This window comes from Antarctobacter jejuensis (genome assembly GCF_052266595.1).
Classification (GTDB): Bacteria; Pseudomonadota; Alphaproteobacteria; order Rhodobacterales; family Rhodobacteraceae; genus Antarctobacter; species Antarctobacter jejuensis.
In genome coordinates, this window is record NZ_JBQQXJ010000035.1 from 1 (window position 1) to 11,916 (window position 11,916).

Genomic DNA, 11,916 nt, shown 5'->3' on the forward strand with positions numbered 1-11,916 from the left:
TTCAAAGCCAGTTCCGAAGCCGCCAAGAAAACAAGAAAGGAGACGCCGGCATTGACCACAACATGACCGCCGAGGAATAAACAAGGGTGGGTCAAATCTCGGTGAAAAAACCGGGTCACTTCTCAGCGGAAATCAACACGGATGAACGAGGAAAGAACCTTTGTACGCCTAGTGGATTCCTCTGGTGTTGTCTTTGGCGGGCAATGTCTACCGATGGATTATGTCGAGTACTGGGCCGACTGGACTGCCGAAACGGGGCAGCTGAAATCAGATTGGCCAGACGTAAAAGAGAGATTGGAGGCTCAACTTGTAGAGGAATTATTGGCAATTTCAGATGGGCAATGGTTGGCGGTTTTGGATGTAATTTACACATGCCAACGGCACGGTTTGCCATTGCCTGAGTATGCGGTGACAAAACTGGAAGAATTTTTTTCCGCTGCCGTGAACAAGAAACCACTTGGGTCTCGCGGGCGTGGGAACTCGCCACTTGCCCAAGCTCAAAATTCAGTTAATCGCAGTCGTCGGCATCAACTGGTCACCGAAATACGAAGAGCGCAGGAGTATTTTTCGGGAAAAAATCTGGGGGGTTTGGGTGGCGGTCAGTTGGATCAGTGGGATGAACTTGATTTGGTCTCCAAGTTACACATACCGGCCGATCTTTACGAATTGTTTTTAGCAGGAGAGATTAAGTCCTTCGGCACGACCGTTGAGGATGCCATTTCACTTGCAGCAATTGGACTGCGTCAAACGCAAGCCAGCTTGAGCGAAGATTGGTTGCGCAATGAATACTATAGATACTCTAAAGAGGATTATCAGCCAAGCATACGAGCCTTGGAAGTTGTAGGCGTCAGTGCGGAGCCATTACCCGCTATTTTTCAAGACTCTGCGAAAACTACTGACCCTGAAAGTGGAGTTTGGGATGCTGATGGTTTCGACATGAACAAGTGGAGGCCGGAGCCGGAACCTTGGAGTGTGGTAAAAGCATCTATTTTGCCCGACTAGGGCTGGGTCGATCGGCTAGGTAAAAATACCGCCATGTCACTCAACGTCCCGAAAGGAACCGACATGGCCGAAACGTTAAAAGGTTGGATTGCGGAGAAGCATCTCCGCAGACCCGCCGTCCAAGAAATCACCGGACTGAGTCGCAGCGCGATATATGACCTGATGGCGCGCGGGGAATTTCCTCGTCCGGTCAAGTTGACCGCCAAAGCCGTCGCTTGGCCGGAAAGCGCCATCGCGGCATGGCTGAAATCCCGAACCGCTGAATAAAGAAAACCCCGCCACAATGGACGGGGTCAGGGGTAGTCTTCGCAGATAAATTAATAGCCCCGCCCGTCCTCCGTGGCAACACGTAGGAATAACAAAATGGCGAAACATGAAGGCTTCTATTCCAGCCAATCCCAAGTCTACTGGTGCTGCAAGGCCTTGCTTGATGGCCGCACCATCTCACACAAGACCGAAATCCGGGAGGTGCGCGGATGGCGTCTGGGCGCAATCGTCCATCGCCTCAAGCACGAATACGGGTGGCCGATACTGGTCGAATACCGTGGTCCTGAGAACGTCGCGTATTACCGCCTCTGCCCGAACTGCGACCGATCAAAGCTGAGGTTTCCCAGATCCGCGCGGGGACTGGGCAATGAAAAGGGGCAAGCCTGATGTTGCGCCTTCAAATTGCCCGCCTTCGTCGTCGCTACGGTCTGACAGAGGACCGGGCGCGACTACTCGCAACACTTGCTTTTGGAGGGTCGCAGGATGGTTGACCAATACAAGATGGAACGGCGCGGCGACCGAGTGCATGTGCTGGTGAAGGACTTTGGTTGCGCGGTCTGGTTTTCGCTAGGTGGAAGCGGCGACCCGCGTATTGCCTTGCGCCTCTGGCTGGCCCTCATTTCCCGAGGCCGTGACGAATGAGCCGTACCAAGACCTACAAGGGGCATAAAAAGGGGGTTGGGCGTCACGTCCAACTTCCCGAGTACCTGAAAGCCTGTGAGGCTTGGGCCACTCTGAAACCCGGTCCGCGCGCGCTCTACATCGAATTGAAGCGGCGATACCTGGGTGGCAACAACGGCGAGATTTTCCTGAGCCACAGAGAAGCCGCCAAGGCGCTGAACGTGCACCGCAACACTGTTGGCCCATACTTCGATGAATTGGAGGCGCGCGGTTTCATCCGCTGCACCGTCAGGCACTATTTAGGCCCGTCCGGTGTCGGGCTGGCGTCGAAATGGGCTTTGGAAGAATTGCCCACTCACGACGGCAGACCGGCCACGAAATCCTTCATGCGCTGGTAGCATCAGCGTTCTTCGTATGACCGAAAAAAGTACTCGTTACACAACCATAGGCTTCCGACCCCTCGATTGGGTACCAATTGAGTTACCGAATGGGATAGACATTGGAAGGCGCAAGCATCTCGACAGAAGCAACGGATTCAACGTACGCGATGGCCTCCGACGTTTTAAGGAAGCCGTTCTGGACAGCGTAATTTCCGATATCGACCAAGACTTCCAAAACCCAGCTGTGCTCCTGAAGCGTGTTGTCACCTTGTTTAGTCATCAAACTGTCCCCACAGATTTGCCGTTAATAAATTCGCGCCGGGTCTTCCTAAGCCGCGGTCCTATCCCTGAAAATCGTGCAAAGGGATGGAGCCCGGCGAGCATGGATTTGTGATGGTGTGAATGTGCGCATCGTTTATCCCTTCGGACAGGCTACCTGTTCGACGGGATATGTGATGGCAGCGGAACGACTTGCCCACCAGTTGATGCGGACCAAAAGTTTTGTCTGCGGCAGATGCGGGTGTGAGGGGGTTTTCATCGCAAGACCGCAACGCAGCGGCGGATTCCATCATGTGCTGGCGTGCGTCCGATTCCGCTCCCGTCTTTTCTGCGGAGTAGGGCGGGACTGGTAAGAATGAACCTGAAACCCGCAGTATGTCAGATTTGTTGGGTCCATTGCGGTTTTGGTACTTCTGCCGTGTTGCCGTGCTGTTCCAGCCTATGGCTAGATGTATAAATGTCCGGGTTTCTGTGACGCGCGAGGTGTCCGAAATCGCTTCGCACGTCACAATTTTCAGGACGGTTAGAGGTCTGGACGCCGAAAGTGTCACAATCATTGTGACGGGCAAGCACAGTTTTTGTGCGGGGTTTCCAAATCGCGCGTCCCGCAATCCGGCCTTGTTTACCGTCAACGGTTTGACCCGTCTCTGAGGTACAGGAAATCAAGTTACCATGCCCGCGCCCGATCCCTTCGCTATCACCTTCGAAAGGACGCCTAACGGATGGTCGGTGTCTTATGAGGGCTATCTGTGGTCACGCAGCGACAGCAACCGCAAGGCCCGTGTCATGGGTATTCTGCGCCGCCTTTTGCGAGGGTCGTGGCGCTGTTCGTGGTGCGGTGCTGCGCTGCCTGCCTACAAACGTCAGGATGCAAGGTTTTGCCGCGAGCGGTGCCGGAAGCGCGCAGCGTTGCGGCGGAGACGCGAGAGGCAAAGCGCGTTGCGCGGTCAGTCCCAAACACATCTGGCGGAAACAACATCGTCGCCAGCGTAGTAAATGGGGACCTGCGTGGCGAGGTTCCCGGAAATGTATGACCGCACGGCAACCGGGCGTCCTTGTGCGTCATACAAGGCGCACCGAAGGATGTGGCCCTTCTCTGTATTTGCAATCATGATTGTATAAGTCCCCGAAGATTCACGCCTTTCGATTGATTGAATGGGTATATCAGCAAGGACTGGCATGGGCAGCAAGGCGGTGGCGCAGAAGGCGGCGAACTTCATGGGCAATCACTCCAAGGCAAACAATCGTTACAACGCCATAGGCGAAACGACCCGTCAAGCTGATGGGGGGGGATGGCCAATCCCTACAGCCCCTGTCTGGGGACCGGCGGATGGGAGGCAATTTTCCGCATTCACAAAATGGAGAATGCGACAGCGTGGGGGGATTTGTGGGGGAACGAAAGCGAGAAGGGTTGCGAAATCGCAATCCTCTCAATGGCTTAAATAGATGAAATGGCGGAGGCTCAGGGATTCGAACCCTGGGGACGCTCTCACGCCCAACGGTTTTCAAGACCGCCGCATTCGACCACTCTGCCAAACCTCCGGTCCGCACTCCGATAATGCGCTCTTGGCGATTCTGAAAGGTCACAGTGCCGAAAAACCGCCCATCCCGGCTTTGCAGGCTTTCATTACGCGCTTCAAACGGTTAGTGTGAGCGCAATGGGGGCATCAGATCCCCGCTGAGGCACTGTGCGACCGGGAAAACCCGGCGCGCGTTCGGGGTACTCCCGACACGATATGGGCAAGAGGCAAGATATGAGCGGTCTGTTTTCCAACCTTTCCAGGACTCTGCGTGTGTCAACCGCTGGCGCGGCGCTGTTGTTGGCCTCGGGCTGTGCCGATGGTCAGATGCCGGCCTTCCTGAAATCCCGCGATGGCGGTGAGGGAGAGGTTGTCTCACGCGCAAGCACGACGGAACCGCGCGGCGCCGCCCGCGATGTCGAAGCCCCCGAAGTGTTTCAGGCCAAGGAAGCCGGCCTCTGGGATGGCCGCCCCTCGCTGGGCGGCGTCTGGGTCGCCCACCCGGACGTCCAGGACCCGGAGCGCGTGATCATCCGCAACCAACAGAACGGCAAGTTCGTGATCGGCGCGCTGTTCCGCAAGGAACGCGAAACGCCCGGACCGCGCCTGCAGGTCTCCTCTGACGCCGCCGCCGCCCTTGGTGTGCTGGCCGGTCAGCCCACCAATCTCGACGTAGTGGCTCTGCGCCGCGAAGAAGCGCCCGAACCCGAAGCGGCGGATCCGATTGATGACTCGCTGGCGCTTGGCGCTGGTCCGGATGCTGGCCCCATGCCCGCCGCGCCCGACGTCACCTCCGGCACGCTAGACCCGGTGATCGGCGGCGCAGCTGCAGCCATCGAAACCGCGGCCATCACTCCGGCGAAACCCAAGGCAGCGGCCCAAGCGACGGCCAAGCCCGCCGCCACACCCGCCGCCGCCAGCCGCGCTCCCGTTCCGGCCAGCAAGCTGAACAAGCCCTATATCCAGATCGGCATCTTCAGCGTCGAGGCCAACGCCAAGAACACCGCCACCGCCATGCGTCAGGCAGGCATGGTTCCGACGGTCAAGACCCACAACTCCAACGGCAAGCCGTTCTGGCGCGTCGTCGTCGGCCCGGCGCAAAGCAAGGACGAACTGGCGACCCTGCTCAAGACGATCAAGGGCACCGGGTTCAAGGACGCCTACGCCGTCACCGACTGACCTGTGGCATGCGCCGCGTGACGGCGCCTGCCCGCCCCCAGCTCAAGAACAGATTTCCATGCATCGCACGATCTTTCCTGCGGCAGCGCTTGTTGCCGCCACCCTTTCCGTGGCCAATGTGGCAGTTGCCGCCGACATCGACCTTCTGAACGCCCACCCCGAAGGCTGCACCGCCATGCTGACGGGACAGATCACCACCGGGGACACCACCCGCCTGCGCGCCCTCCTTGGTGGAGATGCCGAAGGGTTTGCGTCTCGTTTCATCAACGACGCCGTGACGTTCTGCCTCGACAGTCCCGGAGGAAATCTTCTCGAAGGGCTGAAGCTGGCGCAAGAGATGCGGCACGCGGGCATCCAGACGCATGTGCCCGCCGGGGCCACCTGCCTCAGCGCCTGCGCGCTCGCCTTTCTGGGCGGCAGCCGCCTTGGGGCAGAAGACGCAATCACCCACCGCTTTCAGCGCAGCATCCATGCCACGGCACGCCTTGGCTTTCACGCGCCCGGGTTAGAATTCGACGCCGGGTCTTATACCGAAAAACAGATCAAGGACGCCTTCACCGTTGCCATCAAGGCAACGGCAGAGGTGTTTTCCCGCCTCGACGAACTGGGGATCACTCGCCAGTTCGCGCTCGACTTCTTTGCCGTGGCAGAGGGGACTTTTTACGAGATCGACACGCCCGAACGCGTCGAGGAGGTGGGGATTGGCGTTACCGGACTGGCGCCCCTGCCCCGGCGCATCCCCAATGATCGCATTGTGCAGATCTGCGGCATGAAATTCGAGACTTTCGGCACCGAGCGATACGAGGATCCCGATCTCTATGTCTCGATCGTCCGCCGCGACCTGATGGACCTGCCAGCCGATCCGCCGCTGAGCCAACGCAGCGCGCTGATGCTGGCCACCACCGCCGAAGGCACCTTGATGTGGGACGTCTGCGAGGTCCGCTGGCAGGCCGACGCCGTGGATATCTTTGGCCCCTCGCTGCAATTGCGCCACCACGTCCTGGAGGATTTCGACTTTCTCGAATTCCGCAACCCAAAACTTCCCTCGCGCCAATCCGTCCTGAACGAATTGACCCGTCCCGCTGCGGATACCGCCAACATGAGCCCGCTTCTTGCCAGCGCGCCGGGCGCCAGCCTGAAATCGCTGGCCTCGGGTCAGCAGCCCCATTTCGAAGGCATATCCGCCGTGACCTGCGCCCCCATCGCGGCCAGCTATGAGGTCCATCAGGTCCAGAATTTCTCCAACCTGCGCGCCGCGCCGGGCTACACCGCGACAGTTCTGAAAGAGGTGCCCAAGGGCGCACGCGTCACGCCGCAGTCACCGGACCTGCAGGCAACGGCGATCCTGACCGAAAAATGCGACCGCGCCTGCCGCCCGGCAGAACGTGGCAGCATCCAACCGGGTGAGCTTTGGGAGACCGCTTCCTGCCTCAGGTCAGATGACGTCTGGTGGCATGTGCGCGCCAATGACGGCGTAACCGGCTGGATGAGCAGCAAATACCTGAAACGCTGACTGTGCCGCGCAAATCCCCGCCCATCGGGATGACAGCGGCGATCACATGGGCGATAACCGCGGAGGGTTATCCGTAATCGACTCGGAAGGGGAAAAGATGAGCCTCATGTCACGCAGCCTTCTGGCCGCCACGGCCGCGCTGGCCCTTGCCGCAAGTTCGGCACTGGCCTTCGACACCCGCGCCAAGGCCGCCTTTGTCCTCGATCAGACCACCGGCACCGTCCTTCTGGCCAAACGCCCGGATGAGGCGCTGCCGCCCGCGTCGATGTCCAAACTCATGACGCTCTACATCGCCTTCGAGGCGATCCGCGACGGCCGCCTGCAATTGACCGAACGGTTGCCGGTGTCCAATCACGCCATGTCCTTTGGCGGGTCGACCATGTTCCTCGACACCACCGACCGGGTCGCGGTCGAGGATTTGCTGCGCGGCATCATCGTCCTGTCGGGCAATGACGCCTGCGTGGTGCTGGCAGAGGCGCTGTCGCCGGATGGGACAGAGGCCGGTTTTGCCCGCCTCATGACCCAGCGCGCGCAGCAATTGGGCATGACCTCTTCGGTGTTCAAGAACTCCTCGGGCTGGCCCGCAGAGGGGCATGTCATGTCGATGCGGGACCTAGCCCTGCTGGCCAACCTGATCATCAGTGACTTCCCCGAATTCTACCCCATGTTCTCGGAGCAGAAGTTCGAATTCGACGGTCGCGCGCCCTCCAACGTGAACAACCGCAACCCCCTGCTAGGTCTTGGCATCGGCGCCGACGGGCTGAAAACCGGCCATACCCAAGAGGCCGGTTATGGCCTCGTGGGCAGCGCCAAGAGCGGCGACCGCCGCGTCGTCTTTGCCATCACCGGGCTGGACAGCACCCGCGCCCGCGCCGAAGAGGCAGAGGCCATCGTCAACTGGGCCTTCCGCCAGTTCTCGCAACAGACCATCGTGACCAAGGGCAAAAGCATCGCCGAAGCCGAGGTCTGGATGGGGTCGCGCGAAAAGGTCGGCCTTGTCGCGCAGGAGGACGTGACCCTGCTGCTGCCCACCATGACCGCCGAAGGCGTCAAGGCAGAGGTGGTCTACACCGGCCCGATACAGGCCCCGGTCAGCGCCGGTCAGAAACTGGCCGAACTCATCATCCAGCCCGATGGCCTGCCGGAAACCCGCGTACCGTTGGTGGCCGCCGAAAAGGTCGAGGCCGGCGGCTTCATGGACCGCATGATGACGGTCAGCGGCCTGCTCATCAAACGCTTCTCCGAGGATAGCGGAGACGCGATGTGATCACCCCGGAGCGTCCCTGGGCCGGGCTTTTCGTCAGTTTCGAAGGCATCGACGGCTCGGGAAAATCGACCCAGGCGCGCCGCCTGCACGCGGATCTGATTGCCGCCGGGCACAAGGCCATCCTGACCCGCGAACCGGGCGGCAGCCCGGGGGCCGAAGAGATCCGCGCGCTTGTCCTGCAGGGCGATCCGGACCGCTGGTCGGCGGAAACCGAACTGTTGCTCTTTACCGCCGCGCGCCGCGATCACCTTGAACGCGTGATCCTGCCCGCTCTGCACCGGGGCGAAATCGTGATCTGCGACCGCTTTGCCGACAGCTCGCGCATGTATCAGGGCCGTGGCGGCCTGCGCGACAAGGTCGACAGGCTGCACGCCCTGATGATCGGCGTCGAACCGGACCTGACCCTGCTGGTGGACATGCCCGCAGAGGCCGGGTTGACCCGCGCCAAGGCACGCGCCACCGCAGAAGAGAGGTTCGAGGATTTCGGCCTCGACCTGCAACAGCAGATGCGCGCCGGGTTCCTCTCTCTGGCAGAGGAATTCGCGGACCGCTTCCGCGTGATCGACGGCAATCGCGACATCGACGCGGTCGCCGGTGAGATCCGCGCCACCGTCACCCCCGCCCTGCCCGCGCTGACATGACGGCCCGCATATGAGCGATCTGACAGACCTGCCGGAACCGGACCGGCTCGATGGTGCGCCGCACCCGCGCGACACACGACATCTCTACGGTCAGCATGAGGCGGAACAGGCCTTCCTGACCGCCTATAACTCGGGCCGGATGCACCACGGCTGGCTTTTGACCGGCCCCCGCGGCACCGGCAAGGCGACGCTGGCCTGGGAAATCGCGCGCTTCCTTCTGGCGACACCTCCGGCCCAGGACGACGGCCTTTTCGGCGCCCCGCCGCCACCCGAGAGCCTGCACATCGACCCCGAGCACCCCGTCGCCCGCAGGGTCGCCGCCCTGTCGGATCCCGGTCTCTTCCTGCTGCGACGCGGCCCCAACGACAGAGGAGACAAGCTGGCCGATGTGATCCGCGTGCAGGAAGTGCGCAAGCTCAATTCCTTCTTCGGCCTTTCGGCGGCGGATGGCGGACGGCGCGTGGTCATCGTCGACAGCGCCGATGAGATGAACCCGCAGGCCGCCAACGCGCTCCTGAAAATGCTGGAGGAACCACCGGCCCGCACCACCTTGCTGCTGCTCAGCCATCAGCCGGGCCGCCTTCTGCCCACCATACGCTCGCGCTGCCGCACCCTCCGTCTGGCGCCGCTGGGGCCAGAGGACATGGCCGCCGCCCTCGATCAGGCAGAGGTTCAGGCCAATCCGCAGGACATCGCCCCGCTCACCACCCTTGCCGAAGGCTCCGTCGGCGCCGCCATGCGCCTGATCACTCTCGACGGGCTGCCCCTCTATAAAGAGATCCTCACCCTGCTCGGCTCTCTGCCCGCGCTGGACCGGTCCCGCCTCCTCAGCCTCTCCGACAGCTGCGCCGGCAAGACCAAGGAGGCGCGGCTGGACCTTGTCCTGACGCTGACCGACCAGATCGCCGCGCGGCTGGCCCGCACCGGCGTCATGGGCCACCCACCAGCCGAAATCCTGCCCGGAGAGGGAGAGATCCTGACCCGCCTCGCCCCCGATGCCGCCACCGGCCGTCGCTGGGCCGAAACGGTGCAGACCGCCGGCGACCGCGCCCGCCACGCCCGCGCGGTGAACGTCGATCCCGCGGCACTGGTCACGGATCTTTTCCTGCAGCTGCAAAAGGCGCTCTGACCCAGCGGCCAAGGCCGCAGGCGCTGACAGGGCGGGCCTGATCACCCGCCCCCAGCTTCTTCTCTTTGAAAATACGCAAAACCGGACGCGCAGCGTCCGATTCCGCCACCGCCAATTTGCTCAGACGATTCCGCCCTTGATCAGCCGGTCCGCCAGACGCGCATAGGCCTCGGCCATCGCGCTCTCGCCCAGCGCCACAGGCTGACCGCCATCGCCCCCTAGCCGCGTGTCCAGATCGATCGGCAATTGCGCCAGCAGCGGCACGCCCAGTTTCTCGGCCTCGGCGACCACGCCGCCATGACCAAAGATATGGCTATCCTTGCCGCAATGGGGGCAGGTGAAGACCGCCATATTCTCGATCAGGCCCAGAACTGGGGTGTTCAGCGTCTTGAAGGCATCCAGCGCCTTGCGCGCATCCAACAGCGCCACATCCTGCGGGGTGGAAACCACGATTGCCCCCGCCACCTCGGATTTCTGGCACAGCGACAGCTGCACATCCCCGGTGCCCGGCGGCAGATCCACGATCAGCACGTCCTTGGTGCCCCAATCCACCTGCATCAGCATCTGCTGCAAGGCCCCCATCAGCATCGGCCCGCGCCAGACCACGGCCTTGTCCTCGGCCAACATCGACCCGATGGACATCACAGTGACCCCATGCGCCTGCAGTGGAATGATCGTCTTGCCGTCCGGGCTGGCCGGTTTCGCGGTGAGCCCGAACATGCGCGGCTGGCTGGGGCCGTGGATATCCGCGTCCAAGAGGCCCACCCGCTTGCCCGCCCGCGCCAGCGCGACCGCCAGGTTGGCCGACACGGTGGATTTGCCCACGCCTCCCTTGCCCGATCCCACGGCAAGGATCGTCTTGACCCCGGCGGGCTTCATCGAGCCCTCCTGCGGTTTCGGATGGCCGCCCATCTTCAATTGCGGCGGCGCCTTCTCTGCCACTGGCGCGCTCAGAACCGCGTTTGCCTTGTCGACCCCGGCGACAGAGGCCGCCGCCCGCTCCGCCACCTGCCGCAGCGGCTCCATCTGGCGGGCCATTTCGGCGCTTGGCGCCTCTATGACAAAGCGCGCAACACCCCCATCGACCCGCAAAGCACGAATCATGTCTCTGGAAATCAGGTTTCCGCCATCGGGCAGTTCCACCCGTGCCAGAACCGACTCGATCTCTGACCTTACGTCACTCATGCCTCATCTCCGTTCATATGCCATTTTTGCTGGCGTTGCCCCCCGGTCAGTACAACCCAAAGCGTGTAATCTGCTTAGGGCTTGGACTTAACCGTTAAGAATTCAACAATATTCCCATGCATATTCTGCATAGCAGCATTGTAACCGGGACTATTGTGCAGTTGCAGCAATTGTCCCATGTTTAGCGCAACCAAAGACAGCACACAAACTGAGGCACTGAAACAATGGCAAATGCAACGGCGAACATCACCAACACCCACAGCGGTTTGGTCTCCCGTCTGGCGGTCATTCGCGAAACGCTTCGTACACGTATGGAACGTCGCCGGGTCTTCAAGCAGACCTTCAATGAGCTGGCCGCACTGAGCAACCGCGACCTCGCGGACCTGGGTCTCGCACGTAGCGAAATCCGCCGCATCGCATGGCAGGCCGCCAACGAGATCTGAGGATCGAGAATATCAGGCGGACCACTCCTCCTCCCGGTCCCACCTGACACGGCGTCGGCTTCACCCTCCTCCCAGAAGCCGGGGCCACACTAAAAAAGGGCTCTTGCCCGAAAAGATTGCGGATCCTTTTCCTCCCTTACGGGTTCGCATCACAGAGCGACGATACCTCTCCTCCTCCCTGGTATCGTCGCACGGTTTCAACGGGGCCTGACGGTCTCGACAGAATGTAGGGCCCCTCTCCTCCTCCCTGGGGTCTCACATAAGCGGCGGCACCTCTCCTCCTCCCTGGTGTCGCCGCACCAAGTTTCCGGGGCAAACGCCCCAACAGAATGTCGGGCCCCTCTCCTCCTCCCTGGGGTCTTGCATAAGCGGCGGCACCTCTCCTCCTCCCTGGTGTCGCCGCACCAAGTTTCCGGGGCAAACGCCCCAACAGAATGTCGGGCCCCTCTCCTCCTCCCTGGGGTCTTGCATAAGCGGCGGCACCTCTCCT

12 protein-coding genes and 1 tRNA gene are annotated in these 11,916 nt (G+C 61.4%); 11 read left to right on the forward strand and 2 right to left on the reverse strand.

The annotated features are described in order from the left end of the window. Positions 1–141 precede the first annotated feature (141 nt). From ACTXGA_RS24230 to ACTXGA_RS24250, 5 genes are all read left to right on the forward strand, one after another. Entirely contained in the window at positions 142–1,002 is an 861-nt protein-coding gene (locus ACTXGA_RS24230) for a hypothetical protein (RefSeq protein WP_443397287.1), read from the forward strand. A gap of 33 nt (positions 1,003–1,035) precedes the next feature. Next, on the forward strand, positions 1,036–1,269 hold the full coding sequence (locus ACTXGA_RS24235; protein ID WP_443397288.1) for a helix-turn-helix transcriptional regulator: 234 nt from the start codon (positions 1,036–1,038) through the stop codon (positions 1,267–1,269). Between the two features lie 96 nt (positions 1,270–1,365). Continuing rightward, positions 1,366–1,656 (forward strand): hypothetical protein, encoded by a 291-nt coding sequence (locus ACTXGA_RS24240; RefSeq protein ID WP_443397289.1) that lies wholly within the window; start codon positions 1,366–1,368, stop codon positions 1,654–1,656. A gap of 96 nt (positions 1,657–1,752) precedes the next feature. After that, entirely contained in the window at positions 1,753–1,911 is a 159-nt protein-coding gene (locus tag ACTXGA_RS24245) for a hypothetical protein (protein WP_443397290.1), read from the forward strand. Then, positions 1,908–2,288 carry a hypothetical protein gene (locus ACTXGA_RS24250; protein ID WP_443397291.1) on the forward strand — a complete coding sequence of 127 codons (381 nt, stop codon included), beginning with the start codon at positions 1,908–1,910 and terminating at the stop codon, positions 2,286–2,288. The genes ACTXGA_RS24245 and ACTXGA_RS24250 overlap by 4 nt, the downstream gene beginning before the upstream one ends. A gap of 1,713 nt (positions 2,289–4,001) precedes the next feature. On the opposite strand, the gene ACTXGA_RS24255 is transcribed toward ACTXGA_RS24250, so the two are convergent. Then, positions 4,002–4,091, reverse strand: a tRNA-Ser gene (locus ACTXGA_RS24255). 212 nt (positions 4,092–4,303) lie between these two features. Between ACTXGA_RS24255 and ACTXGA_RS24260 the strand changes: the two genes are divergently transcribed. The 5 genes from ACTXGA_RS24260 (at position 4,304) to ACTXGA_RS24280 (ending at position 9,798) form a co-directional block, all read left to right on the forward strand. Continuing rightward, on the forward strand, positions 4,304–5,248 hold the full coding sequence (locus tag ACTXGA_RS24260; RefSeq protein WP_443397292.1) for an SPOR domain-containing protein: 945 nt from the start codon (positions 4,304–4,306) through the stop codon (positions 5,246–5,248). Between the two features lie 58 nt (positions 5,249–5,306). After that, positions 5,307–6,761, forward strand: coding sequence for a hypothetical protein (locus ACTXGA_RS24265; protein WP_443397293.1), 1,455 nt, complete (start codon positions 5,307–5,309; stop codon positions 6,759–6,761). Positions 6,762–6,858: 97 nt separating this feature from the next. Then, positions 6,859–8,028: a D-alanyl-D-alanine carboxypeptidase family protein gene (locus ACTXGA_RS24270; protein WP_443397294.1), complete on the forward strand. Its 1,170-nt coding sequence runs from the start codon at positions 6,859–6,861 to the stop codon at positions 8,026–8,028. Beyond that, positions 8,025–8,669: a dTMP kinase gene (tmk, locus tag ACTXGA_RS24275; protein ID WP_443397295.1), complete on the forward strand. Its 645-nt coding sequence runs from the start codon at positions 8,025–8,027 to the stop codon at positions 8,667–8,669. Before ACTXGA_RS24270 ends, tmk begins: the two co-directional genes overlap by 4 nt. Before the next feature lie 10 nt (positions 8,670–8,679). Continuing rightward, positions 8,680–9,798 carry a DNA polymerase III subunit delta' gene (locus ACTXGA_RS24280; protein WP_443397296.1) on the forward strand — a complete coding sequence of 373 codons (1,119 nt, stop codon included), beginning with the start codon at positions 8,680–8,682 and terminating at the stop codon, positions 9,796–9,798. Between the two features lie 120 nt (positions 9,799–9,918). On the opposite strand, the gene ACTXGA_RS24285 is transcribed toward ACTXGA_RS24280, so the two are convergent. Continuing rightward, positions 9,919–10,983 (reverse strand): Mrp/NBP35 family ATP-binding protein, encoded by a 1,065-nt coding sequence (locus tag ACTXGA_RS24285; protein ID WP_443397297.1) that lies wholly within the window; start codon positions 10,981–10,983, stop codon positions 9,919–9,921. A gap of 224 nt (positions 10,984–11,207) precedes the next feature. On the opposite strand from ACTXGA_RS24285, the gene ACTXGA_RS24290 reads away from it, so the two are divergent. Next, entirely contained in the window at positions 11,208–11,426 is a 219-nt protein-coding gene (locus ACTXGA_RS24290; RefSeq protein ID WP_443397298.1) for a DUF1127 domain-containing protein, read from the forward strand. The last annotated feature ends 490 nt before the right edge of the window (positions 11,427–11,916 follow it).

What these genes read in the sequence shown, in the direction of transcription:
- ACTXGA_RS24240 (WP_443397289.1), top strand. Translation starts at nt 1,366, where the DNA reads ATGGCGAAACATGAAGGCTTCTATTCCAGCCAATCCCAAGTCTACTGG.
- ACTXGA_RS24230 (WP_443397287.1), top strand. Translation starts at nt 142, where the DNA reads ATGAACGAGGAAAGAACCTTTGTACGCCTAGTGGATTCCTCTGGTGTT.
- ACTXGA_RS24250 (WP_443397291.1), top strand. Translation starts at nt 1,908, where the DNA reads ATGAGCCGTACCAAGACCTACAAGGGGCATAAAAAGGGGGTTGGGCGT.
- ACTXGA_RS24265 (WP_443397293.1), top strand. Translation starts at nt 5,307, where the DNA reads ATGCATCGCACGATCTTTCCTGCGGCAGCGCTTGTTGCCGCCACCCTT.
- ACTXGA_RS24260 (WP_443397292.1), top strand. Translation starts at nt 4,304, where the DNA reads ATGAGCGGTCTGTTTTCCAACCTTTCCAGGACTCTGCGTGTGTCAACC.
- ACTXGA_RS24290 (WP_443397298.1), top strand. Translation starts at nt 11,208, where the DNA reads ATGGCAAATGCAACGGCGAACATCACCAACACCCACAGCGGTTTGGTC.
- ACTXGA_RS24280 (WP_443397296.1), top strand. Translation starts at nt 8,680, where the DNA reads ATGAGCGATCTGACAGACCTGCCGGAACCGGACCGGCTCGATGGTGCG.
- ACTXGA_RS24245 (WP_443397290.1), top strand. Translation starts at nt 1,753, where the DNA reads ATGGTTGACCAATACAAGATGGAACGGCGCGGCGACCGAGTGCATGTG.
- ACTXGA_RS24270 (WP_443397294.1), top strand. Translation starts at nt 6,859, where the DNA reads ATGAGCCTCATGTCACGCAGCCTTCTGGCCGCCACGGCCGCGCTGGCC.
- ACTXGA_RS24285 (WP_443397297.1), bottom strand. Translation starts at nt 10,983, where the DNA reads ATGAGTGACGTAAGGTCAGAGATCGAGTCGGTTCTGGCACGGGTGGAA.
- ACTXGA_RS24235 (WP_443397288.1), top strand. Translation starts at nt 1,036, where the DNA reads ATGTCACTCAACGTCCCGAAAGGAACCGACATGGCCGAAACGTTAAAA.